Source organism: Azospirillum sp. TSH20, from assembly GCF_003115935.1.
Lineage (GTDB): Bacteria > Pseudomonadota > Alphaproteobacteria > Azospirillales > Azospirillaceae > Azospirillum.
Genome location: NZ_LGQU01000051.1, coordinates 21,017 through 46,986, shown reverse-complemented (window position 1 = coordinate 46,986; position 25,970 = coordinate 21,017). Strand labels below are relative to the sequence as shown.

Here is a 25,970-nt window from a genome sequence, read left to right as displayed (position 1 = left end):
TGGGTGATGGCCTGCCAGTTCGAGCCGACGAGCACTGCATTGGCTGGCAACGCCGAATCCGCCCTTGACGCCTATAGCGGGGGATCATCGGCACTCTCCGGAAGATGCGGGCGCTGGGTCTCGGGCGCTGGGTCGGGGGTGGCTTGCGGGTCTCAAAGCCACGCGCGCGCGACCATAGCCGTGCCGGGGGGCGTTTTAAAGCCTCACGATGCGCCGTGCCCGACCCGGCCCGGACCTGGCCACGAGCGGGCGCCGGCGGCGGCCTGCGGCGTCATTAATCTTCACGGTCGAATCGTTGCCGGCCGAAGGGAATCCGCGCCTAAGATTGAATGGACCGACTTTCCGGTGATTCCCTGTCCGTTCGCCGCGGCGCTACCCCATGGCGATCCAAGGGAGAGGAAAACAGTCAAAGAGTCGCGCCGTGGTGGATTTGATTCGCTTGCAGTTGAATCGGAACGAGCATTAAGCAACACTTGCACAGCGCATCGGGGCCGGCCCAAGCCCGCATCCGGAAAGCCTATCCGAAGGGAGCCCTTCTTGTCCGACCCCGTCGTCGAACTGGTCCGTGCGCCGTCGCGCTCGTCCGACGAGGCCCGGCTCTACCGCCTGCAGTTCCTGGCGTCGATGGCGCTGGTGTCGGCGCTCGTCCTCGGGCTTGGCTTCTACTTCGTCTGGCAGCATTGGGCCGACCTGGAGCACGACCTGCACCAGAGCGAGACGCGCTATCTCCAGGAGCAGCGTCAGACCTTGATGCAGGAGGTGGAGAACGCGCAATCCTATCTCGCCTACATGCGCTCGCGCGTCGAGCCGCTGCTGAAGGACCATCTGCGCACCCAGGTGAACGAGGCCTATGCCATCGCCCGCAGCGTCCATGACCGGGAACGGAACATCCTGCCCGAAGCGGCGGTGAAGGAATCGATCAAGCAGACCCTGCGGCCGCTGCGCTTTTCCGGCGGTCGCGGCTACTACTTCATCCACGACATGAACGGCAACTCGGTCCTGATGCCGGTGGATCCGTCGAGGGAGGGGACGCCAAAGGACGGGACGTCGCCCTCCGCCGTGCCCGACACGGCGGAGGATTCGGTCGTGGGCGAGCTGATGCGGGCGGCCCATGACCCCAACCGGCGCGGCTTCGCCCGCTATCGCGTGAGCCAGCCCGACGATCCGACGCAGACCGTCGACAAGCTGGCCTTCGTCCGCCTGTTCGAACCCTATGACTGGCTGATCGGCGCCAGCGATTCTCTGAGCGCCGTGGAGACGCGGCTGCAGCATGAATCGCTGGATCGCCTGCGCGCCTTTCGGTTCGGCGAGACCGGCTTCATCGGCGTGCTGCGCCAGGACGGGCAGGTGCTGCTGTCGCCCACCGCCCCGGCGTCGGAGGGGATGAGCGCCCGCGACCTGCCATGGAAGACCGAGCGCGACATCGTCACACGCATGCTGGACGTCGGGCGCCAGGGCGGCGGCGAGCTGCGCTACGACTGGATCCATCCGGTCTCGGCGCGGCCGACGCCGAAGATGGCCTATGTCTCCGCCCCCAACGTCTGGGGCTGGATCCTGGTCGCCGGCTCCTACATCGACGATGTCGGCCGCGAGATGGAGGCCCGCCGGGCGGAGATCAGCCGCGGCGTCAACCAGCGGGTCTGGACCACGGTCGCCGTGCTGGGCGTGGCGCTGGCGGCCTCGGTCGGCGTGTCGTGGCTGGTCACCGGCTGGATCCGGCGCATCGTCGGCAGCTATCAGTTGCGGGTCCGGCACAGCGACAGCATGCTGCGCGAACGGGCGCGCCAGCTCTATCTCGCCAACTTCTTCATCGACCACGTGTCCGAGATCGTCGTGCTGGCCGATGCCGGCCTGCGCATCGCCTACGTCAACCCGTTCGGCTGCAAGGCGCTGGGCGGCAGGCTGGACGATCTGGTGATGGGGCAGGCCGACCTGCTGAAGCGCTTCGCCGCGGAGGGGGAGGACGCGGCCAGCCATTACGAGACCGCCTATCTCACCGCCGACGGCCGCATGCTGGAGCTTGAGGTCACCGCCAGCCGCATCACCTACGAGGGCGACGTCTATTACTCCGCGATCGCCCGCGACATCAGCGAGCGCAAGCGGGCGGAATGGCAGCTGCGGCTGTCGGCCAAGGTGTTCGACAACGCGGCGGAGGGCATGTTCGTCGCCAACGAACACCGGCAGATCGTCGCCGCCAACGACGCCTTCTCCCGCATCACCGGCTATGGGCGGGACGAGGTGCTGGGCCGCGGCCCGGAATTCCTGCGCTCCGACCGCAACCCGCCGGACTTCTATGAAGAGCTTTGGGTGCAGCTGCGCGCCGAGGGCCATTGGGCCGGCGAGATCTGGAGCACCCGCAAGAACGGCGAGGTGTTTCCGGAATGGCTGAGCGTCAAGCTGGTCAGGAACGAGGACGGCGCCGTCGCCAACTACATCGCCGCCTTCACCGACATCACCGAGACCCGCGCGCAGGAGGAGCGCATCCGCCACCTGGCGCAGTTCGACTTCCTGACCGACCTGCCCAACCGCTTCCTGCTGCGCGACCGGCTGGAGCGCGCGATCCTGGCCGCCGGCCGCCACGGCACCAAGGTGGGGCTGCTGTTCGTCGATCTCGACCGCTTCAAGACCATCAACGACAGTCTGGGCCATCAGGTCGGCGATGGCCTTCTGCGCGAGGTGGCGGTGCGGCTGAGCGGCACCGTGCGGGCCAGCGACACGGTCAGCCGGCAGGGCGGCGACGAGTTCATCATCCTCATCAGCGACATGGACAGCCCGGACGCCGCCGGCACCGTCGCGCGCAAGGTGCTGCACGCCCTGTCGGAACCCTATCTGATCGACGGGCACGAGCTGCAGGTCACGCCGTCCATCGGCATCGCGATCTATCCCGACGACGGCACCGGCATCGACGCGCTGCTGAAGAGCGCCGACATGGCGATGTACGCCGCCAAGGAGGCCGGGCGCGCGACCTACCGGTTCTTCACGCCGGAGCTGAACCGCCGCGCGTCGGATCGCATGTGGACGGAAAACAACCTGCGCCGCGCCTTGGCCAACAACGAGCTGGAGCTGCATTTCCAGCCGCAGTTCTCGCTGGACGACCGCCGGCTGGTCGGGGCGGAGGCGCTGGTGCGCTGGCGCCAGCCCGACGGCACGCTGATCATGCCCGGCCAGTTCATTCCGGTGGCCGAGGATACCGGCCTGATCCTGCCGCTCGGCGATTGGGTGCTGGGCGAGGCTTGCCGCCGGGTGTCGGAACTGCTGCGCCACCGCGACCTGCTGATCGCCATCAACCTGTCGGCGGTGCAGGTGCGCCGCCCCGGATTGGCCGAGCGGGTGGCGGGCTGGCTGTCGGCCTACGGCATCCCGCCGTCGGCGCTGGAACTGGAAGTGACGGAAAGCGTCCTGATGGACGAGTCCGACGTTGTCTCGGAAACCTTCTCGCAGCTGCGCGAGATGGGCGTGCCGCTCGCCATCGACGATTTCGGCACCGGCTATTCCTCGCTGGCCTATCTGAAGCGCTTCCGCGTCGACAAGCTGAAGATCGACCGCAGCTTCGTCAGCGGCCTGCAGGCCGACGACCCGGACAGCGGCGCCATCGCCGAGGCGATCATCGGCATGGCCCGGTCCTTGCGCATGCAGACGCTGGCCGAAGGGGTGGAGACGGAGGAGCAGTACGACTGCCTCGCCGGGATGGGCTGCGACCAGTGCCAGGGCTATCTGCTGGGCCGCCCGATGCCCTACGAGGATTTCCTGGAGTTCGTCCGCCGCGATGCCGCCGCGGCCGGGCTGCTGGTGGCGGAGGTGGTGGACTAGGCGCCCATACCCGCACTGCGATCACCCGTAGCGCAGCAGCCTTGTCCCGTTCGCCTTCAGCCATGCCCGCGGCCATTCCACGCCGGTGCCGTCGGTCAGGCTGGCGCACAGCGCCCAGAAGCGCGGGGAATGGTTCATTTCGCGCAGATGCGCCACCTCATGGCCGACGACATAATCCAGCACCGGTTCGGGCGTCAGGATCAGGCGCCAGGAGAAGGAGAGCCGGCCGGTGGACGAACAGCTGCCCCAGCGGCTCCTGGTGTCGCGGATGGTGACGGCGGCGACGCGGGCGCCGATGGTCGCGGCCTTCAACCGGGCGCGGGCCGCCAGTTCGCGCTTGGCCTCGGCGGTCAGGAAATCGCGGATGCGGCGGGCGATGTGCTCGGGCTGGCCGCCGACCAGCAGGGCGCCGTCCTCGATCCGGGTCGCGCCGCGCAGGGCCGGGTCGTGGCGGATGACATGCTCGACGCCGAGATAGGGCACGCTGGCGCCGTCGGCGAAGGGCAGGGAGGGCGGCATCGCCGCCAACCGTGCCCGCAGCCAGCCGTCATGGCGGCCGACGAACTGGCGGGCGTCGGTTTCCGACACGCCGACCGGCACCACCACCTGGACCAGCCCGCGGCCGGGATCGACGCGCAGGGTCATGCGGGTGGCGCGCGCGCTCTCCCGCAACTCCAGCGGCATGGGCAGGCCGGAAATCTCCAGCGCCCGCGGCGGCTGGGGCGGCCGGGCGGCGGATCGCTTGCGGCGACGGGACGGGGCGGGGCGGCGTTGCACCATGGGCGTCTTATAGCGCGGCCGACGCCGGATGCGGAAGCGTCCTCCGCCCTTTGTCGGAATGGCGCAGCGGCCCGGCTTCTGATCTAAGTCTTAAGGCTTTCGAACGAACTTAGGCCATGGGGTGGACTGAGGTCACATTTGACACGATCGATTGGAGCACAAGATAAAGCAGAGGTAACGCGGCGGTCAGTGGACCTCCCTTTTATCGCCGGTCCTGCCGTCCGTTTTCCTGTTGTTGGTCTTTCCCGTAGCCTTGCCGAGTACACGCCAATGCCTCTCATCCCAGAACAAACGCCGACACGCGAGGATTGGTTGGACGCCCTGCTGTCGGCCGGCGGATCGCCTCAGGCCCTGCTTGGTGAGGATGGGCGCGTGCTGGTGGCGAATCGTGCCTTCGCCGATGCTCTCGGCTGCCCGCCGGACGCGGTGGAGGGGAAGACCCTGGTGGAGGCCGGTCTGCCCGCCGGCACTGCCGACGGGATCGAGGGGCTGCGGCGGCAGGTGATGGAGACCGGGATAGCGGCCAGCGCCGCCGGCCCGCTCCCCGGCCTGCCGTCTGCGCTGGCGCTGTCCCCGGTGGCGGACGCCGGCGGGCGGATCCGCGCGGTGGCGCTGGCGGCTGATGCCCCTGCAGCCGATGCCATTGCCGCCGCCTTGGCCGAAGCACGGGCGGAGACCGCGCAGGCGCGTGCCGATGCCGAACGCGCCCGCACCGCCAAGGGCAAGTTCCTGTCCGCGGCCAGCCACGACCTGCGCCAGCCCTTCCAGGCGATGCACCTGTTCCATCATCTGCTGAGCGGCCGGCTGACCGATCCTGCCTCCATCGAGTTGGCAAACAAGCTGGAGCAGGCGATCATCGGCGGCGAGACCCTGCTGCGCGCCCTGCTGGAGGTGTCGGCGCTGGAAGCCGGGCTGGTCACCGCCAAGCCGCAGACCTTCCCGGTCGACGAACTGCTCGCCAAGATGCTGGAGGAGTTCGGGCCGGAGGCGGAGGCCAAGGGGCTGCGCTTCAACGTCCATCCGCTCGACGCCGAGGTGACCAGCGATCCGGTGCTGATGGAGCGGCTGCTGCGGCCGATCATGGCCAACGCCCTGCGCTACACCCTGAAGGGCGGCATCCTGCTGGCGGCGCGGCGGCGCGGTGCGAACCTGCGCATCGAGGTGTGGGACACCGGCGTCGGCATCGATCCGGCCAACCATGCCGTGATCTTCGAAGACTTCCACCAGCTCGGCAATCCCGGGCGCGACCGTAAGCAGGGGCTGGGCCTTGGTCTCGCCATCGTGCGTCGTCTGGCGCAGGTGCTGGGGCATCCGGTGACCGTGCGCTCCAAGCCCGGCAAGGGCTCCGTCTTCGCGGTGGAGGTGCCGCTGGCCGGCCATGACGGCGACCGGTCGGGTGACGACTCCGCCGACAGCGACCCTGACCCGGCGGTCGGCCAGTCTGCGTCCGCAACTCCGACGGCGGCCGGTACGGTGCTGGTGATCGAGGACGATGCCATGCAGCTGGAGGGGATCGGGCTGCTGTTGCAGGGCTGGGGCTATGCCGTCATCCCTGCCCGCGGCATCGACGAGGCCTGTGCCGGGCTGGACGGGGGCGCCGCCACTCCCGACCTCGTGCTGTCCGACCTGCGCCTGTCGGGGCCGGAGACCGGCATAGACGCCATCCAGGCGGTGCGTGCCCGCTGCGGCCGGCGGGTGCCGGGCGTCATCGTCACCGGCGACACCGATCCCGACCGGCTGCGCAGCGTCGACCGCAGCGGCTTTCCCATGGTCCACAAGCCCTGCGACCCTGCCGCCCTGCGCCGCCTGCTGAGCCACAGCCTGAAGGCCGGACGGGGAGCCCTCCTGGCCGGCGGGCGGCGGCCCGACACCGCCTGCAACACCGGCTGCTCGCGTTAGGCAATCCGCGTTCGTCCATTTTCGTTCCGCAACATTTTATCGGTGCGGTTTTCACGTCATAAAACTGTAAAGCGGCGTCTTGACAGACCCTGGTATGCGTGCGCAGTGTGACGGTTAGAGCAACCAAACAGTTTCGAAAACGATCATCGTACCGCCGGTCTTTTTCGCAACCGCACACAGCGCCGTATGCGTTTGCCACCAAAACTTCACGAAAGCGTCGCGGGATGGCAACCCGTTGCCCTCATGACAACCGCGCACCATACCGGGATAGGGAGACCCACCGCATGTTGACCCGCCGCAAGCTTGCCCTCCTGACGGGCGCCGCCACCGCCACCGCGCTGCTGTTCGCCGCCGCCCTGCCGGGCTCGGCCATGGCGCAGCAGAAGACGGTGGTCGATTTCTGGCACGGCCTGCCGCAGCCGCTGGGCGGCCAGCTGGAGCAGATCGTCAAGGACTTCAACGACAGCCAGCAGGCGGTCCAGGTCAATGCCTCCTACAAGGGCAGCTATCCGGAGACGATGCAGGCGGCCATCGCCGCCTTCCGTGCCGGCAACGCGCCGCACATCGTGCAGATGTTCGAGGTCGGGACCGCCACCATGATGGCCGCCGGCCCGGCGGTAAAGCCGGTCTATCAGCTGATGCAGGAGACGGGGGCGTCCTTCGACGCCAATGCCTACATCCCGGCGGTCAAGGGCTATTACTCGTCCAAGGACGGCAAGATGATGGCGCTGCCGTTCAACAGCTCCACCACCATCATGTTCTACAACAAGGACGCCTTCCAGAAGGCCGGCCTCGATCCCAACAAGCCGCCGGTGACCTGGCCGGAGATGATCGAGGCGGCGAAGAAGCTGAAGGCGTCGGGCTCCACCTGCCCGCTGACCACCTCCTGGCCGGTGTGGGCGCAGTTCGAGCAGCTGGGCGCCATCCACAACACGCCCTTCGCCAGCCAGGCCAACGGCTTCGGCGGCCTGAAGGCCGAGCTGAAGATCAATGCGCCGCTCTACGTCAAGCATGTCCAGACGCTGATCGACATGCAGAAGGACGGTCTGTTCAAGTATGGCGGCCGCGACAACAAGCCTGACGCCCTGTTCCCGTCGGGCGAATGCGCGATGATCCACGCCTCATCGGGCCTGCGCAGCCGCATCCTGAAGGAGGCGACCTTCGCCTGGGGTGCCGCCCCGCTGCCCTACTGGCCGGAATTCGCCAAGGATGGCCCGAAGAACAGCATCATCGGCGGCGCCGCCTTCTGGGTGATGACCTCGCCCAAGCGCACGCCGGCCGAATACAAGGCGGTGTCGCAGTTCTTCACCTACCTCGCCCGGCCCGAGGTCGACGCCAAGTGGCACATGGACACCGGCTATGTCCCGGTGACGATGAAGGGCTTCGAGCTGACCAAGGCTCAGGGCTATTACGAGAAGAACCCCGGCGCCGACGTGCCGGCCGCCCAGCTGACCCGGACGCCGACCACCGAGAACAGCATGGGCCTGCGCCTGGGCAACCTGCCGGAAATCCGCAACATCATCCAGGAAGAGCTTGAGAAGGCCTTCCAGGGCCAGCAGGACGCCAAACAGGCGCTCGACGCCTCGATCAAGCGCGGCAATGCCGTGCTCCGCAACTTCGAGCGGGCCAACAAGGGCTGATCTGCTGAACGTAGTTTCCCTCTCCCGCCCCGGGAGAGGGAAGGGGCCCGCGAAGCGGGAAGGGTGAGGGGGTGTCCAAGGAACCATGTGGTTCTGGATTCTTGCCTTACCCCTCACCCTCCCCACCGCTTTGCGGCGGGTCCCCTCCCTCTCCCGGGGCGGGAAAGGGCATAAAAGAGAAAGACCAACCTTTGCAGCGTCGCGTCACCTTCGACAGCCGGCTGTTGCCCTATCTGCTGCTTGCGCCGCAGGTTGCGGTGACGCTGGTGTTCTTCATCTGGCCGGCGGCCCAGGCGGTTTGGCAGTCGGTGCATCTTCAGGACGCCTTCGGCATCCGCAGCGAGTTCGTCTGGTTCGAGAATTTCACCTATGTGCTGGGCGATCCGAACTATCTCGACACGCTGAAGACCACGGTGATCTTCAGCGTCGCGGTGACGGTGCTGGCGATGGGGGTCGCGCTGCTGCTGGCGGTGCTCGCCGATTCCAAGATCAAGGGCGCCAGCGCCTACAAGACGCTGCTGATCTGGCCCTATGCGCTGGCCCCGGCCGTCGCGGCGGTGCTGTGGATGTTCATCTTCAATCCCGACATCGGGTCCTTCGGCCGCGCGCTGCGGGCGCTCGGCTTTGATTGGGACTACCGGCTGAACGGCGGGCAGGCGCTGCTGATGGTGATCCTCGCCGCCAGTTGGAAGCAGGTGTCCTACAACTTCATCTTCTTCCTGGCCGGGCTGCAGGCGATCCCGCGCTCGGTGATGGAGGCGGCCAGCATCGACGGCGCCGGGCCGGTGCGGCGGTTCTGGACCATCACCTTCCCGCTGCTGTCGCCGACCACCTTCTTCCTGCTGGTGGTCGACATGGTCTATGCCTTCTTCGAGACCTTCGGCACCATCCACGCCCTGACCCAGGGCGGGCCGGGCAAGGCGACGGAGACGCTGATCTTCCGCGTCTATCAGGACGGCGTGGTCAACAACGACCTCGGCGGGTCGTCGGCGCAGTCGGTGATCCTGATGGTGATCGTCATCGCGCTGACCGCGGTGCAGTTCCGCTTCGTCGAGCGCAAGGTCCATTACTCATGAAGCAGACCCGTTTCATCGATCTGGTGCCGCACATCGTCCTGATCGTCGGCGTGCTGATCTTCGCCTATCCGATCTACGTGACGCTGATCGGCTCCACCTGGGATGCCGGCACCATCGGGCGCGGCGGGCTGCCGCTGTGGCCGGGCGGGGAGGGGGCGGCGAACTACGCCCAGGCCTGGGTCGGCGAGGCGGGCGAGCGCGCCATGTACACGCCTGTCCGCACCATGATGCTGAACAGCCTGGTGATGGCGCTGTCCATCGCGCTGGGCAAGATCGCCATCTCCATTCTGTCGGCCTATGCGGTGGCCTTCTTCCGCTTCCCGCTGCGCATGGCCTTCTTCTGGCTGATCTTCATCACGCTGATGCTGCCGGTGGAGGTGCGGATCATCCCGACCTACAAGGTCGTCGCCGATCTGGGCCTGATCAACACCTATGCCGGGCTGGCGATTCCGCTGATCGCCTCGGCCACCGCGACGCTGCTGTTCCGCCAGTTCTTCCTGACCATCCCGGACGAGCTGCTGGAGGCGGCGAAGATCGACGGCGCCGGGCCGGTGCGCTTCTTCATCGACGTGGTTCTGCCGCTGTCGCGCACCAACATCGCGGCGCTGTTCGTCATCCTCTTCATCTATGGCTGGAACCAGTATCTCTGGCCGCTTCTGGTCACCAGCAGCGGCGACATGGAGACCATCGTGACCGGCATCACCAAGATGATCGGTACCGGCGAATCGGCCAACGACTGGCACATCATCATGGCGACCACGGTGCTGGCGATGCTGCCGCCGGTGGCGGTGGTGGTGTTCATGCAGCGCTGGTTCGTCAAAGGTCTTGTGGACAGCGAAAAGTAAGCGCGGGCGAAGGGAAAGAAGAACAATGGCAACCGTTGAAATCCGCAACGTCCGCAAGTCCTACGGCCCGGTCGAAGCGATCAAGGGCATCGACATCGCGATCCAGGACGGCGAATTCCTCGTCCTGCTTGGGCCCTCCGGCTGCGGCAAATCCACCCTGCTGCGCATGGTGGCCGGGCTGGAGGGCATCACCGGCGGCGAGATCGCAATCGGCGGGCGCGTGGTCAATCAACTGGACCCCAAGGACCGCGACATCGCGATGGTGTTCCAGAACTACGCGCTCTACCCGCACATGACGGTCTTCGACAACATGGCCTATGGCCTGAAGATCCGCGGGATTCCAAAGGCGGAGATCCGCGCCCGTGTCGGCAAGGCGGCGGAGATCCTCGAACTCGGCCGTTTCCTCGACCGCCGGCCGAGCCAGCTGTCGGGCGGCCAGCGCCAGCGCGTCGCCATGGGCCGCGCCATCGTGCGCGAACCTGCCGCCTTCCTGTTCGACGAGCCGCTGTCGAATCTGGACGCCAAGCTGCGCACTCAGATGCGGGTGGAGATCAAGCGGCTGCAGGACCGGCTCGGCATCACCAGCCTCTACGTCACCCACGATCAGGTGGAGGCGATGACGCTGGCCGACCGCATCCTGGTGATGAACCATGGCGTGGCCGAGCAGATCGGCACGCCGCTGGAGGTCTATCAGCGCCCGGCCAGCCTGTTCGTCGCCGGTTTCATCGGCTCGCCGCCGATGAATGTGCTGGACGGCCGCATCGACGACCGTGGCGAGGCCGTGCTGCTGCCGCGCGGACAGCGTCTGCCCCTGCCGCAGCCGCGCCCGACCGATGCCGGCCGACCGGTGAAGCTGGGCATCCGGCCGGAGCATCTGGCGGTCGCCGCGGACGGTTTCTCCATCGAGATCGAACTGGTGGAGGCGCTGGGGGCCGACACGGTGGTCTATGGCCGTCTGCCGGACGGCGAGACCCTGCTGGTCCGCATGGCCGGCATCCCCACCGTGCGCGAGCGCGACCGGCTGACGGTCGCCCCGCAGGACGGCGCCCTGCACCTGTTCGACGCGGTGACGGGGCGTCGGATGGAGTGACCGGGGGGAGTTAATCTCCGATCAGAAGTCCGAACAGCGCCCCTTGAACTCCCAGTCGCCGTAGCGGGTCGGCTCCGGCCCCTTCGGGCCGCCGATCTCGCCGGGCTTCTGCTCGGGGCCTTTGGCTTCCGTCCCCTCGGTGGCGGTGTTTTCGGCCACCGCCTCGGCGGCGTCCTGCTGCGGCTTGGTCTGTTCGGTCATCATATCCATCGCGATACTGCGGACATCTTGAACGGGGGCGCGGATCGGGCCCATATCTCGGATCAGGGCGGGTTACCCCGCCTCGGCCCATCCTGAACCGATATGGCGATCATGACCAGCTATCTGAAGACCACCATTCTCCTTGCCGGCCTGACGGCGATCTTCATGGCGGTCGGCTTCCTGCTGGGCGGCAAGACCGGCCTGATCATCGCCTTCGTCATGGCGCTGGGCATGAACCTGTTCAGCTACTGGAATTCGGGCGACATGGTGCTGTCGATGTACGGCGCCCGCGAGGTCGATGGCTACTCGGCTCCCGAATTCCACGGCATCGTCGCCCGGCTGGCGGAGCGCGCCGGCCTGCCGATGCCGCGCGTCTACATCATCGAGAACGACCAGCCCAATGCCTTCGCCACCGGCCGCGATCCGGAGCATGCGGCGGTCGCCGCCACCACCGGCCTGCTGCAGCGGCTGACGCCGGAGGAGATAGCCGGCGTGATGGCCCATGAACTGGCCCATGTGAAGAACCGCGACACCCTCATCATGACCATCACCGCGACCATCGCCGGTGCGGTGTCGATGCTGGCCAATTTCGGCCTGTTCTTCGGCGGCTCCAGCAATGACGAGCGCGGCGGCAACCCGCTGGGCATGGTCGGGGCGATCCTGGCCGCCATCCTCGCCCCCATCGCCGGCACCCTGGTGCAGATGGCGATCAGCCGCACCCGCGAGTTCGAGGCCGACCGCATCGGCGCCGAGATCTGCGGCCGTCCCAACTGGCTGGCCGATGCCCTGACCAACATCCACAACAGCGCCACCCACATTCCCAACTATCAGGCGGAGGCGCATCCGGCGACCGCCCACCTGTTCATCGCCAACCCCCTCAGCGGCGCCAGCATGGCCAGCCTGTTCTCCACCCATCCCGACATGGGCGAGCGGGTGGCACGGCTGCGCGCCATGGCGGCCCAGACCGGCAGCTTCGGCGGTGGTGGGTTCGGGGGTGGCGGCTTCGGTGGCGGCCACACCCCGCCGCGCGATGGCCGCTCGCCCTGGGGGGCGCCGCCGCAGGGTGGCAATCAGGGTGGAACTCAGGGCGGGCAGGGCGGCTTCATGCCGCAGAACCGCCGCGGCCCGTGGGGCTGATCCGGGGCTGATCTCCGCAACGGTCCTCTGGTAAAGCATTGCGCGCCGAAGGGGTAGGCGACTACCCTTCCGGCACGCGCTCAACCATGACGGTCGCCAGGGGAAGCTTGCATGTCCGACGCCGCGAAATACCGCCTCGTTACCCGTTCCGATTTCGACGGGCTCGTCTGCGCCGTCCTGCTGAAGGAACTGGGCATCCTCGACGAGATCAAGTTCGTCCATCCCAAGGACATGCAGGACGGCAAGGTCGAGATCACCGGCCGCGACATCACCACCAACCTGCCATATGTCGAAGGCGCCCATCTGGTGTTCGACCATCACCTGTCGGAGACCATGCGCGTCGGCGAGAAGCCGAACCACATCATCGACCCCAAGGCCCCGTCCGCCGCCCGCGTCGTCTATGATTACTATGGCGGGAAGGAGCGCTTCCCCACCATCTCCGACGAGATGATGCTGGCGGTCGATCAGGCCGACTCGGCGCAGTACCAGCGCGACGACATCCTGAACCCCACCGGCTGGACCCTGCTGAACTTCATCATGGACGCGCGCACCGGCCTGGGCCGCTTCCGCGAGTTCCGGGTGTCGAATTACCAGCTGATGATGGACCTGATCGACTACTGCCGCAGCCACTCCATCGCGCAGATCCTGGAACTGCCCGACGTGAAGGAGCGGGTGGAGCTTTACACCCAGCATGCCGAGCTGTTCGTCGACCAGCTGAAGCGCTGCGCCACCGTGCGCGGCAACGTCGTCGTGCTCGACCTCCGCAAGGAGGAGACGATCTATGCCGGCAACCGCTTCATGATCTACGCGCTGTTCCCCGACACCAACGTCTCGATCCACGTGCTGTGGGGCCTGAAGCAGCAGAACACCGTCCTGGCCTGCGGCAAGTCGATCCTGAACCGCAGTTCGAAGACGGACATCGGTCCGCTGATGCTGCAATATGGCGGCGGCGGCCATCAGGCGGCCGGCACCTGTCAGGTCGACAACGACCGGGCCGAAGAGGTATTGGAGGCCATCGTCGCCCGCATGCGCGCGGACGGCTGACCTTCACTGGCAGAGCCCCCACTGACAAAGCGTTGAGCGATTGAGCGCCTTTCCTCCCTTCCCCGACGGCACCCTGTTCGACGCCGGCTGGCTGTCCGCCCTGTCGGATGAGGTGCCGAGGGCGGAGGCGCTCGACCATGCCCGCCCGGTGGTCGCCGATGCCATCGCCCGCACCGACGCCGCCGGGACGGCGGCGCTGGCCCGCATCGACGCGCTGGTGAGGGGTGCGGCGCTCGACGCGATTCCTGCCCTGCTGGCGGCCGAGACGGTGGAGTTGCCGGATGCCGCCGCGACCGCCGAACGTTCGATCCATGATCTGATGAGCCGCGTCGCCTACAAGCGGCGGGAGCTGATGCCGCTGTTCCCGGACCTGATCGAACGTGTCGCCGCCGTCCATGCCGCCGCGGTGCAGGCTTGCGGCATCGCGCGCTGGCGCCTGATGGCGGCGCGGGCGCGGCTGCAGCCGGGCCGGCCGTCCAGCCCGATCCAGGGTGCCGGCACCCGCTATGTGAAGAGCGACCGCTTCGACGCCCGCGCCGCCGAGAGCCTGCCCGCCATCGACCGCACCCGCGCCGACCGCATCCTGAAACGGCTGGGCGAGGCTCCGGTGCCGGAGGAATTGGAGCTTCGTCCGCTGGATGAGGGCGGCGACCTCTGGACCATCAAGGCCGGCGGGATCAGCCGCTTCATCCTGCGGGTCGAGCGCGACCGGCGGGGACCGTTCTATATGGTTGAGGATGTCGGGCCGCAGGCGGCCTGAACCCTCACGATGCCTGCCGCGACCGCATCTGTTCCCGATAGAAGATGTAGACGCCGCTGCCGACGATGATGATCGTGCCGGCGATCGTCGACAGGCGCAAATCCTCGCCGAACACCATCAGGGAATAGACCGCCGCCCACACCAGCGTCGTGTAGCCGAAGGGCGCCACGGTGGCGGCGGGCGCGGCGCTGTAGGCGCGGATCAGGCAGAAATGGCTGATGCCGCCCAGCGTCCCCAACAGCACCATCAGAGCTGCCGCCGTCAGGTCCGGTGTCACCCAATTGAAGGGCAGGGCCAGGGTGCAGACCACGGTGCCGGCCATGCCGGTGTAGAAGATGGTGGTGGTCGGCGAATCCGCGCCTCTCAGCTTGCGCGTCGCGATCTGGTACAGCGCGTTGCTGAATGCCGCAGCCAGCGGCAGGCCCAACGCCCATTGGAAGGTGCCGCCCACCGGCCCGACGATGATCAGCGCCCCCGCCATGCCCGCCAGCACGCCGACCCAGCGCCGCCAGCCGACCTTCTCGCCCAGCAGGGGGACCGACAGCGCCGTGATCAGGACCGGCGCGGCGGCGGCGATCGCCTGCACCTCGGCAAAGGGGATGCTGCGCAAAGCCAGGACGGCGAACAACGTGGTCGCCAGCAGCAGACAGGAGCGGACGAGTTGCAGGGGCAACCGGTGCGACACCATCAGATGCGGGCTGTGCCATGCGACGACCGCGCCCACCAGGATCATGTGGACCGCGAAGCGCGCCCAGGCGACCTCCACCACCGGATAGCTTCGGGTCAGAACACGGATGGTGGCATCCTGGGTGACGAACAGCAGCGTCGTCAGCATCATCCAGAAGATGCCGGCCCGCCCCGACCGCCGCTCGGCCAATGAATGCTCTGCCTGCGTCGCGTCGCCGGCTGGCGTCCCCACAGCCGTCGTCTCCCCCGTCCCCATGGCCCCACTTTCCCCAAGGTTGCCATACTAGTATATGGACGATGGGGGCGCGGTGCCCTGCCAAGGGCGTGACATTGCCGTGTCGGTTGTGCAGGGCTGCGGAGCGTCAGATCCCCGCCACGCCCCACAGCAGCAGCGCCACCAGCCCGACCAGCAGCAATGCTGCGACGGCGGAGAGGGCGAGCGCTCGCCCGATATCGCCGGGGGTGGCGCGGGCTCGGCCGTCGCCGATCCAATTCTCGGTGATGACCACCCCGCCGTCGCGGTGCGGGCCGCCCAGCGCCAGCCCCAGAGCGCCCGCCATCGCGGCGATGGGCCAGCCCATGTTCAGCGACGGGTGCTTGCGCGCGTCACGGCCCAGCGCACGGAAAGCGGCGCCGGCCTTGGCAGTGCCGATGAAGGGCGCGGCCAGCGCCAGCAGCAGACCGGCCAGCCGGGCGGGCAGGGCGTTCAGCGCATCGTCCAGCGTCGCCGCCGTCAGGCCGAAGCGGCCATGGCGGACGCCGGGGCTGCCCAGCGCGGCGTCGGCGCCGTCCAGCGCGGTCCAGACGAACAGGCCGGGCACGCCGAGCAGGGCATAGCCGAAGACCGGCGCCACCAGCTTGCGGTCGAAGGCGCGGGCGGCGGCCTCCACCGCGGCGCGGGCGATGCCGTGCTCGTCCAGGCCGTAGACATGGCGGCGGGTCAGCGACTGGATCGCCTCCTGGGCGGGCACCCGCCCACCGCTTTCCAGCGCACGGCGCACCGCGCGGATGCGCGTCCAGGCGGCCCGGCCGCGCAGGCCGCAGAGCAGGGCCAGCAGTTCGACCATCCAGCCGCGGCCGATGGAGCCGATCCACTCGACCAGCAGCCCGGCCGCCACCGCGATCAGCACCAGCGCCAGCACCACCAGCGCCCCGCGGATCACCTGGGCCGACTTGCCCCGCTCCGCCCGGTTCAGCCGGGCATCGGCGGCGTTGCAGAATCGCCGCGCCAGCCCTGCCGGGTCGGGCAGGATGCGGTCCAGCCAGTCGCCGAACAGCGCGTCGATCCCAAGCGCCAGCAGCAGGAGCAGCAGCGGGCCGGGACCGCCGAAGGCCGAACCGAACATGAGGTCTCCGCGAAGTAGAGTCCGGCTGTCAGCGCGCGCCGGCTTGGCGCAGCAGGGTGCCGACGCGGGCGTTGCGGCTGTCCTGCGCCCAGTTCAAGGCGGTCCGGCCGGTGAAGTCGGAACGGTCGACCTGCGCACCGGCCTTCAGCAGCCGGTCCACCACCTCGGCCCGGCCGCTGCGGGCGGCGACCATCAGCGGGGTCATGCCCTCGCGGTTCTCCATGTCGACCTTGGCGCCCTTTTTCAGCAGCAGGTCGATCAGCTCCGGATTGCCGTTCTCCGCCGCTGCCAGCAGCGGGGTGTTGCCGGCCTTGTCGGCGCGGTTGACATTAGCGCCGCTCTCCAGCAGCAGCTTGGCGATGGCCGGGCTGGAGCGGTCGACGGCGGCCAGCAGGGCGGTCTTGCCGTGGATGTCGGCCTGATTCGGGTTCTCGCCCCGCAACAGGGCGCCCTTCGTCTTGGCGACGTCGCCGTCATTGACCGCCTGCATCAGCCCGGTGTCCTGGAACAGGCTGATCTGGGCGAGGGCCGGGGCGGCGGAACCGGCGGACAGGCCGGCGGCGAACAGGGTGGCGAGCAGGAGCCGCTTCATGGCGGGTATCCTTCCTTGACAGCAGGGGTGCCGGATACTAGCCAAAAGACGGGTCCTTTTGCCAGATCGGCATTCATCTCCAAGCCTGCTGCATCGACAGGTTGAAGCTCATGCTCCGCAATCCGCTGGCCCGCCACATCGCGCTCTTCCTGCTGGTGAAGGCCGTGCTGATCGGGTTGGGCCTGTGGTGGTTCCTGGGCGCCATGCCGGAACCGCGCGGCATGGTGTCTCCGCCGGTCACATCGTCGCGACCCTGAGCGGAACCTTATCCCCGCTTTGCGGTTGGATCCGGATTGTTCGGACTTCCTGCGAAGCGAAGGGGTGGAGGCATGATCGAGAGCCGCGACCAGAACCCGACCACGATCGATTCCAGCGCCTGGACTGGAGACACCGGAAGCTCCGGCACCGATGCCGCGGTGCGCGAGGCCGTGGCGGTCTTCGACAGCCGCGACGCCCTGCAGAGCGCCATCGACGACCTGACGCTGGCCGGATTCCAGCGCCACGAGCTGAGCGTGCTGGCCAATGACGAGACGATCCGCGAGCGTCTGGGCGGCGTGCCCGACGATGTCGGCAGCCTCGCCCACGATCCCAACGCGCCGCGCCAAGCCTACATTTCGCCGGAGGATGTCGGCAGCGGCAAGGGCGCCGCGGTCGGCTTCCCCGCCTATGTCGGGGCGATCATCGCCACCGGCGCGGTGCTGGCCACCGGCGGCACGGCGCTCGCCGCCGCCGCGGCTGCTGCCGCCGCCGGGGTGGGCAGCGGAGCGGCGGGGTCCTTCCTGTCGCAATGGATCACCGACAAGCGCAACGAGCCCATGCTGCAGCAGCTCGACAAGGGCGGCATCCTGCTGTGGGTCAATGTCGGCGACGCCGCGCGCGAACGCATCGCGCTGGAGGTCCTGAACCGCCACGCCGCCCATCCGGCCGAGGTCCACGAGGTTCGCCAGACCGGATCCGAGTGATCGCTCTGCGGATCGTCACCCCCGCCGGCCACGGCGGACCAGGGCGTCGGGGGTGAAGTCCTGCGGCGTCAGCGGTGCGCCGAACACCGCCGGCGGCAGTCCGTTATCAAGGCCGCGGGCGGTGTAGCGGTCGGCGGTCAGGTCGAAGGCGAACTCCACCGCCGGCACAAGGGCGGGGATCTGCCAATGCTGCACCGGGTGCGCCTCGGCGTAGCGCAGCAGGTCGCCCTTGCCGTCGTAATGCTCCGACGCCAGGATCTGCCAGCTGTCCTCGTCCAGGTAATAGGTGCGGTCGGGCAGGGCGTGCTGGAAATTCGACTTCAGCCGAGCATCGACCACCCAGACCCTGTGCATCTCATAGCGCAGGAACTGCGGGTTGGGATGCCCCGGCCACAGGATGTCCCGCATCGTCAGGCCGGGGTTGGACAGCCGGTAGGCGTTGTAGGGCATATACATCTCGCGCCGCGTCACCAGCGTATAGTCGAAGCGGTCGAGCGCGCCGCTGAACATGTCCAGCATGTCGGCGGTGCAGATGCCGCCCGTCACCGGGTCCGGCGTGTCATAGGCGAAGTCGGGCGCCCTCACCACGCGGCCACGTTCCCCTTCCCGCGCCCAGGCGTGGGTGCGCGCGGCGATGGGGTCGAGGGTCCCCTGCAGGATCAGGCTGCTGCCGGCCTGCTCCTTCGGTTCCAGGATGGTGCGGCGATAGAGCAGCGGCGGTGCCGCCATGTCGCCGTCGGCATAGGGGGAGGCGAACTCCTCCCGCAGCTTCGTCATCGAACGGCTGCCGTCGCCGGACTGGACCACGGTCAGGCTGGTGCGCGACACGCTGCCGCCGCGCCAGCGCAGCTTGTGGTTCCACATCGCCTGCACGCCGTTGGCCGGAATGGGAAACGGCACGCCGACCGACGCATCGCGCAAGGCCAGACCGTTTTCCCCCAAACCGGCGCGATCGGCGTTGGCGAGCGTGGCGTCATAGATCCGCTGCGGTGCGGCGGCGCTGCGGTGGCAGGGGAACAGCGCCAGTTCGAAGCTTTCCGGATATTTCGCCAGCAGCGCCTGCTGCCCGGCGGTCAGTCGGACCTTGTAGCGCTCGACATCGGCGGCGCCGACGGTGAACCAGCGGACATCCTCGATATAGGGGTCGGGCGAAGGGCGGCCGGGCACATAGCCGCGCGGCGCCTCGGTCAGGCCGCCGGTCCAGCGCGGGATCGCCCGCGTGCGGTTGCCGGCCTGTACCGCGCCGAAGGGGGTCAGCTCCTCGCCCAGCCGCGGGACCCCGACATCGGGCGGAGCGTCCTGGGCGAAGGCAGGCGGGGCGGCGGCCGTGGCGGCAACCCCCAGCAGCAGGCCGAGAGCCTCCCGCCGGCCGGGCCGGAAATCGAGTCGGAAATCCGTCGGTTCACTCATACCGGATCGCTCATGTCCTTAGCCGCTCCGTTCCGGCGAGGTCCTGTTCGATGGCGCCGCAGGTCGCGGCGAAGCTCTCGCTCAGCCGGTCGGCCGCTTCCGCCAGCCGGTCGAGCGGAGCGCCTTCGGTGGCGGCCAGTTCCAGAAGGCGGGCCGCCTCCGCCAGCGGTTTGGCGCCGGCGTTGCGGGAGGAGCCCTTCAGATTGTGGGCGCAGGCCCGCACCCAGTCACGGTCGCCGTTGCCGAGCGCTGTCATAAGGTCGGCAAGCACGCCGCGGCCGATGGTGACGAAATCGTTCAGCAGTTCCGCCAGCATCGCCGCATCGCCGCCGCACAGCGCGCGCAGAGTGCCGAGATCGACCAAAGCGTCGCTGCCGGCGGCAGTCGGCGTCGTTGGTGCCGGCGAGGGCGTCACCATGGCGGCATCGGCCGGGGCCGGCGGCATCCAGCGGGCGAGCGTCACCGCCAGTTGCGACAGTTCCAGCGGCTTGCTCAGCACATCGTCCATGCCGGCTGCGCGGTAGCTCTCGATGTCGGCCGGTGCGGCGTTGGCGGTGATGGCGACGATGGGCAGGCGGCGGCCCGCGCCGCCCGACGCCTCGCCGCTGCGGACCTGACGGGTCAGTTCGAACCCATCGATCTCCGGCATCTGCACGTCGGTCAGCAGCATGGCGTAGCGGCGCCGGCCCTGCCGCATGGCGTCGAGCGCCGCCAGCGCCTCCGCCCCGCCCGGCGCCATCTCCGCGGCATAGCCCAACGCCTGCAGTTGCATCTGCAGGACCTTGCGGTTCACCGGGTTGTCTTCCGCGACCAGGATCAGCCGCCCCTGGGCCATCGCCTCCTCGACGCTGGGCGCTCCCTGGCCGTTGGCAGGGCCGGCCGTGCCGCGCCCGGCCCTGGTCGAGGACTGTGCCGTCGAGGAACGGTGGGGGTGGGTCTGGGCCGCCGGCTGGGAAGGGCACAGACGACCCGCGGCGATGGCCACCGCGCGCAGCAGCACCAGCCGGCGCAGCGGCCGGCTCAGCACCATCGTGCCCGGCTCCGCGCCCCGCGTGCCGGGGAGGGAATCGGGACCGGGCTTCCCACCGGTTTCGTGGCAGAGCAGGACCACCGGCGGCCGGGCCTCGCCGCTGCGGCGACCCAACTCCTCCGGTGCGCAGGCGGCGGCGGGGATGTGCAGCGCCTCGTCGATGGCGACGACCCCGACGGCGCAGCCGGCCTCGCGCGCGATACGGGCCTGGGCCGCCAGTTCGGGCGGCGAGGCGGCGGGCAGCACGCGGGCGCCGGCCTGCTCCAGATAGCGGGCGAGGAAGCCGCGCTCCATGTCGTCGGGCACGCCCAGCAGGACCGTCAGCCCGTCCAGCCCGATGGCGTCCTGGCTGTCCTCCGCCGACGCCGGACCGGCGGCGCGGTCCATCGGCAGGCGCAGCCAGAAGGTGGAGCCTTCGCCGGGCTTGCTCTCCACCCCGATCTCGCCGCCCATCAGCGCCGCCAGCCGCCGGCTGATCGACAGCCCCAGCCCGGTGCCGCCGAAACGCCGGGTGGTGGAGCTTTCGGCCTGGGTGAAGGGCTGGAACAGGCGCTGGCACGAGGCCTCGGCGATGCCGATGCCGGTATCGGACACGGCGATGCGCAGCAGCGGCTCGGCCTCGGCTGGCTCCAACTCGGCGCGCAGCACGACCCGGCCGGCTTCGGTGAACTTGATGGCGTTGCCGGCCAGGTTGAACAGGATCTGGCGCAGCCGCACCGGATCGCCCAGCACCGCCTGCGGAATCGCCGGGTCCACATAGGTCAGCAGCGTCAGCCCCTTGGCCCCGGCGGCGGGCGCCAGCGTTTCCGCCACCCCTTCGACCAGGGCCGGCACCGACATCGCCACCCGCTCCAGATCCATCTTCCCGGCTTCGATCTTCGAGAAGTCCAGGATGTCGTCGATGATCCGCAGCAGGGCGTTGGCCGATTCGCGCATGGTGCCGACGGTGTCGCGCTGCTGCTCGTCCAGGTCGGTCCGTTCCAGCAGGCCCAGCATTCCCAGCACCCCGTTCATCGGCGTGCGGATCTCGTGGCTCATGGTGGCGAGAAAGGCGGATTTGGCCCTGGTCGCCTCTTCCGCCTGCTCGCGGCTCTCGCGCAGCTCGCGCGTGCGCTCCGCCACCCGGGTTTCGATCGACTGGATCTGGTCGAAGGCGCGCAAGGCCGCGATCACCGCGGTGAACAGGCTTTCGGCCGACAGATCGGCCTTCGGCTTGTAGTCGTTGATGTCGTAATCGACGATCACGTCGCGCTGCGGCGCCTGTCCCGGCTGGCCGGTGCGCAGAATGATGCGGATGTCGCGGTTGCCCAGTTCGTCGCGGATCCAGCGCACCAGCTTCAGGCCGGAATCGTCCTCCTCCATCACCACGTCCAGCAGGATCACGGCGATGTCGCGCCGGTGTTCCAGCACGTTGCGGGCGTCCGCCGCGGTGAAGCTGCTGATCAGGTCCAGCCGCCGCCGCTGGAAGGTGACGTCGGCCAGCAGCAATCCGGTCATGGAATGCACGTCGGACTCGTCGTCGACCACCAGGATCGGCCAGGGCGGTGCCGCCGGGTCGACGATGGCCGCACGGGCCGCCGCCACCGCGCCATGCCCGGCCGCGGCACTGTCCGCCTCTTCGTCGGCGAACAGAATCTCGTCGTCGTCGTAGGCGCCGCTGCTCATGCGGGTTCCTTCTCCAGCGATACGGGCTCCAGCGAAACGGGCGTCGTCGTGAGCGAAGCTGTGGGGGGCGAGGCGGTTGCTGCGGTCTTCGGGATGCGCAGCGTGAAGGTAGTTCCATCGCCGGGAACGCTGTCAACCGAGATCCGCCCGCCCAGCGACTGCGTCACCAGATTGAAGACGATGTGCAACCCCAGCCCGCTGCCGCCCGACCCGCGCCGCGTGGTGAAGAAGGGCTCGAACACCTTCGGCAGGTTCTCCGTGGGGATGCCGACGCCGTCGTCGGCGAAGCGGATCTCCACCTCGCCGTCCGCCGTCTCGTCCACGTCGATGACCATGTGCCCCTTGCTGTCGGCCGGGAAGGCGTGGGTCAGCGCGTTCATCACCAGATTGGTCACCACCTGGCTCAGCGCGCCGGGGAAGCTGTCCATCACGATGCCGGGCGAACAGGCGATGGCGACCCGGTGGCGGCTCTTGCGCAGGGTGGGGCCGAGCGAGGTGACCACCTCCTCCAGATAGGCCAGCAGGTCGAAGCGGCGCCGCTCCTCGCTGGTCTGGTCGACGGCGACGCGCTTGAAGCTCTGGATCAGCTCGGCCGCGCGGGTCAGGTTCTGTTCGATCAGGCGGGAGGATTCGCCGGCGGTGGCGACATAGGCGGCGAGTTCGGACTTTTTCATCGTTCCGCCTTCGAACGCTTCGGCCAGCGTCGCGGTCCGCCCCGACAGGTGGGTGGCGCAGCCGAAAGCGATGCCGATGGGGGTGTTGATCTCGTGCGCGACGCCGGCGACCAGCAGGGCGAGCGAAGCCATCTTCTCCGCCTGGACCAGACTGGCCTGGGTCTCCTTCAGGTCGGCATAGGCGCGTTCCAGCTCCTGCATCGCATTGAAGATCTCCTCGGCCGAGCGCGCCTCCACCGTCACGTCGGTCAGGGTGCGGACGAAGCCGCCCTCCGGCAGCGGGTTGGTGCGCACCTCGACGATACGGCCGTCGGGGCGGCGGCGCTTGAAGGTGAAGGGCTGGTCGATCATCCCCGCCGGCTCGCCCAGCGGGATCCCGAACCCATCGTCGGACGCCGCTCCGGTGGCCGCCATACCGGTGCCCCCTGGGCCGGTTCCGAAACTCAGATACAGGTCGGGATCGTCGCCCATCTCGCCGAACTCGCCCTGGCGGCGCTGGATCGCCACGATGTCGGCGAAGCGCGGGTTGCCCGACAGCACCTCCGGCGCGATGTTCAGCAGTTCCGCGGCGCGGCGGTTGGCCGTCACCACCCGCCCGTCGCCGTCGACCTTGATGATCCCCTGGTCGGTGTTGTCCAGCGTCACCTGCAGCACATTGCGTTCATGCGCCAGATCCAGTTCCGCCCGCACCCGTTCGGTGATGTCGGACATGGTTCCGGTCAGGCGCAGCGCGCGGCCGTCCGCGTCGCGCTGGGCGGTGGCGCGATCCTCGATCCAGGCCCATTGCCCGTCGCGCCGCCGCATGCGGTAGACGGCGGTGTAGGCCATGGCGTGATCGCGCAGGCGCCGTCGCGATTCGGCCATCACCCGTTCCGCCTCGTCCGGGTGCAGCAGCGAAGACCAAGTCTCCGCCGTCATCGGCAATTCGCTGGAGCCATAGCCGAGCAGGGCGGGAAACTCCTTCGACCACCAATAATGCCCGGTGTGCAGGTCATAGTCCCAGACGGAGGAGCGGGTCGCGGTGATCGCCAGCGCCAGCCGCTGCTCGCTCTTGCGCAGGGCCGCCTCCTCCTGTCCCAGCCGGGCGAGCATCGCGTTGTAGGCCTGGATCACCCGGCCCAGCTCGTCGGCGGCAACCCAGTCCACCGGCTCGTGGCCGCCGCGCTCCGCTTCCAGGATGGAGGCGATCAGCCGCCCCAGCGGCCGCCCGACCGTCAGCCGCAACGCCGCCAGCGCCGCCGCGATGGTGCCGGCCAGCATCAGCAGAAGCAGTGTCGCGGTGTTCATCACCTCCTGCCGCAGCTGTTCGCGCACGACGTCCTGGCTGTAATGCAGCGTGAGGGTGCCGACCTGGAGATTCTGCACCCGGATCGCACGGCGCTCGACAAGGGCGTCGTCGGCGGCCGGGCAGTCCGATCCCGGCCAGACGAACCGCCCCTCCGCCAGATCGTCGCTGACCTCGACGCAGACCAGTTCCCGGTTGGCGCCGATGGCCTGGATGACGTTGCGGATCGCCGGGACGTCGAAGGTCCACAGGCTGTTGGTCAACGCCGCCGCGTTGATGTCGGCGATGGCCGCCACCTTTTCCCGCAGCCCGGCCCGAAGATCCTTGTAGCGGTCGTAATAGAACAGGGCAGAGCACAGCGAGACGGCCACCACCAGACTCGGCACGAGGATCAGAAGGAACTTGGCGGATACCGTCGGGACACGACGCCACGCCTCAGCGATCCTGGTCATGCATTGCCGTTCCGGAGGTTCTTGGTGAAGGCGATTGGGCGGGACGTGCGGACTGGGCGGGGCCCGGCGGTGGACGCCCGCAACTGATGTATCTTGAGCCGGCGATGCCGGTTCGGCACGCGGCGCGCGTGCCTTCCCGGATATGTTCTACTCCCTTGCGTGCAACCCGTCCATGGGGGTGAATCCCGAGGCCGGCCATGGAAGCAATGTCGCAGTTCCGGGAAATACTGCGCAGCCGCAGTATCGACACTTGAGACAAGGCGACGGAATGCACTACTGTGCATAAGCAATGTGCCTGGGTTTCGCGCGCATTCGTATGGATGCGGCCAAGGCTGCGGACCAGTTGAGGGGATTTATGGATTTCAAGACGACCAATACAGGCGATGCGACCGAAGTCAGGCTGACCGGCCGCCTGGAATTTACCGATCATGACAAGCTGCACGAACTGGTGGACCTGTTGGGGCATACCAGCACACGGCGCTTCGTCCTCGACCTGTCTGCGCTGGAGTTCGTCGACTCCGCCGGTCTCGGCATGCTGCTGATCCTCCAGGACGAGGCCGAGAACCACGAGATCAAGCTGGTGGTTCGCGGCCCGGCGGGAGACGTCAGGCGGTCGATCGAACTCGCGCGGCTGAGCGAGATCATCACCATCGAGCCCTGAGCGGCCGAATTCGAACCGCGGGGACGGAGCGATCCGATCCCGCCTGCCTGCCGGTTTCCGTCCGATGGGAGTTTGCCGCATGGACGCCGCTCATCACGACCGCAGGGCCGAGCCTCCGGCCGAAGCGGCTTTGCGTGGCTTCAGCCTGCTGCGCGACCGGGTGCCTGCCGACATGGCCGCCCGCGTCCTTGCGCGCTTCTGCGGAACGGACCAGCAGCCGGGCGACGGTCCTGCGTCCCCGGACGCGCGGCCGGGGGAGCGCTCAGGCGAGCGGCCGAGCGAAAATGTGGTGGAAACGCTGCTGATGGACCGGGCGGACCGCGACCGGCTGCGCGCCGCCTTCGACCGCGGCCCGTTCCTGACGGTGGAACTGGGTGAGGGTGCCGACGAGGCGGCGGCCCTGCTGGACGACTGGACGGGCGCGCCGGCGGCGGACCATCCGGACCTGCCCGGATTCTATCTATCGCTGACCACCGGTACCGCCTATGGCCTGCAATGCCCGGTGCTGGTCTGCGACGAGCTGGTGCGGCGCGGCGCGCTCGATCCGCAACGCCGCTCCAACGTGGAGCTTTGCCTGCACGAGGCGGTCGCCAACGCCATCGTCCATGGCAACCTCGGACTTTCCAGCGCGGTGAAGGGGGAGCCGGGCGGCTACCGCCGCTTCAGCGAGATGATGCGCGACCGGCTGGGCGATCCCGCCGTGGTGCGGCGCCGGCTGGACATCTTCTGCCGCTGGAACGAGCGCAGCATCGCCATCGCGGTGGTGGACCAGGGCGGCGGCTTCGACACCGAACTGGCTCCGGCCATCAGCGGCAACAAGGCGCGGTCGGGCCGCGGCTTCGTCTTCATGCGCACGCTGGCCTCGCGGGTGACGGTGACCGATGGCGGGCGCTGCACCGTCCTGCAGTTCGAGCGCTGACGGAG

General features: G+C 68.6%; 21 protein-coding genes. 13 read left to right on the top strand and 8 right to left on the bottom strand.

The genetic code is table 11. From position 1 onward, the window contains the following. Window positions 1-537: 537 nt before the first annotated feature. Window positions 538-3,810 carry an EAL domain-containing protein gene (locus tag TSH20_RS14940; RefSeq protein ID WP_109075479.1) on the top strand — a complete coding sequence of 1,091 codons (3,273 nt, stop codon included), beginning with the start codon at window positions 538-540 and terminating at the stop codon, window positions 3,808-3,810. A 21-nt stretch (window positions 3,811-3,831) separates the two neighbouring features. On the opposite strand, the gene TSH20_RS14935 is transcribed toward TSH20_RS14940, so the two are convergent. Further along, the gene (locus tag TSH20_RS14935; RefSeq protein WP_109075478.1) at window positions 3,832-4,590 is read right to left on the bottom strand and encodes a SprT family zinc-dependent metalloprotease; all 759 of its coding nucleotides are present in this window, start codon (window positions 4,588-4,590) and stop codon (window positions 3,832-3,834) included. 312 nt (window positions 4,591-4,902) lie between these two features. On the opposite strand from TSH20_RS14935, the gene TSH20_RS14930 reads away from it, so the two are divergent. The 5 genes from TSH20_RS14930 (at window position 4,903) to TSH20_RS14910 (ending at window position 11,140) form a co-directional block, all read left to right on the top strand. Beyond that, the gene (locus tag TSH20_RS14930; protein WP_247871651.1) at window positions 4,903-6,489 is read left to right on the top strand and encodes an ATP-binding protein; all 1,587 of its coding nucleotides are present in this window, start codon (window positions 4,903-4,905) and stop codon (window positions 6,487-6,489) included. A gap of 284 nt (window positions 6,490-6,773) precedes the next feature. Next, a complete protein-coding gene (gene ugpB / locus TSH20_RS14925) occupies window positions 6,774-8,129 on the top strand; it encodes a sn-glycerol-3-phosphate ABC transporter substrate-binding protein UgpB (protein ID WP_109075476.1) in 1,356 nt (451 codons plus the stop codon). Between the two features lie 191 nt (window positions 8,130-8,320). Continuing rightward, window positions 8,321-9,205 carry a sn-glycerol-3-phosphate ABC transporter permease UgpA gene (gene ugpA / locus TSH20_RS14920; protein WP_109075475.1) on the top strand — a complete coding sequence of 295 codons (885 nt, stop codon included), beginning with the start codon at window positions 8,321-8,323 and terminating at the stop codon, window positions 9,203-9,205. Beyond that, the gene (ugpE, locus tag TSH20_RS14915; RefSeq protein ID WP_109075474.1) at window positions 9,202-10,050 is read left to right on the top strand and encodes a sn-glycerol-3-phosphate ABC transporter permease UgpE; all 849 of its coding nucleotides are present in this window, start codon (window positions 9,202-9,204) and stop codon (window positions 10,048-10,050) included. Before ugpA ends, ugpE begins: the two co-directional genes overlap by 4 nt. Window positions 10,051-10,075: 25 nt before the next feature. Beyond that, entirely contained in the window at window positions 10,076-11,140 is a 1,065-nt protein-coding gene (locus TSH20_RS14910) for a sn-glycerol-3-phosphate import ATP-binding protein UgpC (RefSeq protein WP_109075473.1), read from the top strand. A 21-nt stretch (window positions 11,141-11,161) separates the two neighbouring features. Here the strand turns inward: TSH20_RS14910 and TSH20_RS14905 are convergent, their stop codons facing one another. After that, window positions 11,162-11,350 carry a succinate dehydrogenase assembly factor 4 gene (locus TSH20_RS14905; protein WP_109075484.1) on the bottom strand — a complete coding sequence of 63 codons (189 nt, stop codon included), beginning with the start codon at window positions 11,348-11,350 and terminating at the stop codon, window positions 11,162-11,164. A 93-nt stretch (window positions 11,351-11,443) separates the two neighbouring features. Between TSH20_RS14905 and htpX the strand changes: the two genes are divergently transcribed. From htpX to TSH20_RS14890, 3 genes are all read left to right on the top strand, one after another. Next, window positions 11,444-12,478: a zinc metalloprotease HtpX gene (htpX, locus tag TSH20_RS14900; protein WP_109075472.1), complete on the top strand. Its 1,035-nt coding sequence runs from the start codon at window positions 11,444-11,446 to the stop codon at window positions 12,476-12,478. A 111-nt stretch (window positions 12,479-12,589) separates the two neighbouring features. Then, window positions 12,590-13,522 (top strand): exopolyphosphatase, encoded by a 933-nt coding sequence (locus TSH20_RS14895; RefSeq protein WP_109075471.1) that lies wholly within the window; start codon window positions 12,590-12,592, stop codon window positions 13,520-13,522. A 40-nt stretch (window positions 13,523-13,562) separates the two neighbouring features. Next, on the top strand, window positions 13,563-14,282 hold the full coding sequence (locus tag TSH20_RS14890) for a hypothetical protein (protein WP_109075470.1): 720 nt from the start codon (window positions 13,563-13,565) through the stop codon (window positions 14,280-14,282). A 4-nt stretch (window positions 14,283-14,286) separates the two neighbouring features. On the opposite strand, the gene TSH20_RS14885 is transcribed toward TSH20_RS14890, so the two are convergent. The 3 genes from TSH20_RS14885 to TSH20_RS14875 form a co-directional block, all read right to left on the bottom strand. Further along, window positions 14,287-15,201, bottom strand: a complete 915-nt coding sequence (locus TSH20_RS14885) for a DMT family transporter (protein WP_247871652.1) — start codon at window positions 15,199-15,201, stop codon at window positions 14,287-14,289. Window positions 15,202-15,331: 130 nt separating this feature from the next. After that, window positions 15,332-16,315 carry a CobD/CbiB family cobalamin biosynthesis protein gene (locus tag TSH20_RS14880; protein ID WP_109075468.1) on the bottom strand — a complete coding sequence of 328 codons (984 nt, stop codon included), beginning with the start codon at window positions 16,313-16,315 and terminating at the stop codon, window positions 15,332-15,334. A 28-nt stretch (window positions 16,316-16,343) separates the two neighbouring features. Beyond that, window positions 16,344-16,907: an ankyrin repeat domain-containing protein gene (locus tag TSH20_RS14875; RefSeq protein ID WP_109075467.1), complete on the bottom strand. Its 564-nt coding sequence runs from the start codon at window positions 16,905-16,907 to the stop codon at window positions 16,344-16,346. A 110-nt stretch (window positions 16,908-17,017) separates the two neighbouring features. Between TSH20_RS14875 and TSH20_RS35315 the strand changes: the two genes are divergently transcribed. After that, complete coding sequence (locus TSH20_RS35315) at window positions 17,018-17,164, top strand: hypothetical protein (protein WP_169055045.1); 147 nt, start codon at window positions 17,018-17,020, stop codon at window positions 17,162-17,164. Window positions 17,165-17,236: 72 nt separating this feature from the next. Next, entirely contained in the window at window positions 17,237-17,869 is a 633-nt protein-coding gene (locus TSH20_RS14870) for a general stress protein (protein ID WP_109075466.1), read from the top strand. 15 nt (window positions 17,870-17,884) lie between these two features. Here the strand turns inward: TSH20_RS14870 and TSH20_RS14865 are convergent, their stop codons facing one another. From TSH20_RS14865 to TSH20_RS14855, 3 genes are read right to left on the bottom strand one after another with little or no spacing between them, the layout of a single operon-like run. After that, the gene (locus TSH20_RS14865; protein ID WP_109075465.1) at window positions 17,885-19,279 is read right to left on the bottom strand and encodes a DUF1329 domain-containing protein; all 1,395 of its coding nucleotides are present in this window, start codon (window positions 19,277-19,279) and stop codon (window positions 17,885-17,887) included. A gap of 10 nt (window positions 19,280-19,289) precedes the next feature. Then, a complete protein-coding gene (locus TSH20_RS14860; RefSeq protein WP_109075464.1) occupies window positions 19,290-21,974 on the bottom strand; it encodes an ATP-binding protein in 2,685 nt (894 codons plus the stop codon). Then, the gene (locus TSH20_RS14855; protein ID WP_109075463.1) at window positions 21,971-24,385 is read right to left on the bottom strand and encodes an ATP-binding protein; all 2,415 of its coding nucleotides are present in this window, start codon (window positions 24,383-24,385) and stop codon (window positions 21,971-21,973) included. The genes TSH20_RS14860 and TSH20_RS14855 overlap by 4 nt, the downstream gene beginning before the upstream one ends. 355 nt (window positions 24,386-24,740) lie before the next feature. Between TSH20_RS14855 and TSH20_RS14850 the strand changes: the two genes are divergently transcribed. Both TSH20_RS14850 and TSH20_RS14845 read left to right on the top strand, forming a co-directional pair. Then, window positions 24,741-25,046, top strand: a complete 306-nt coding sequence (locus TSH20_RS14850) for an STAS domain-containing protein (RefSeq protein ID WP_109075462.1) — start codon at window positions 24,741-24,743, stop codon at window positions 25,044-25,046. A gap of 79 nt (window positions 25,047-25,125) precedes the next feature. Next, entirely contained in the window at window positions 25,126-25,965 is an 840-nt protein-coding gene (locus TSH20_RS14845) for an ATP-binding protein (RefSeq protein WP_247871653.1), read from the top strand. The last annotated feature ends 5 nt before the right edge of the window (window positions 25,966-25,970 follow it).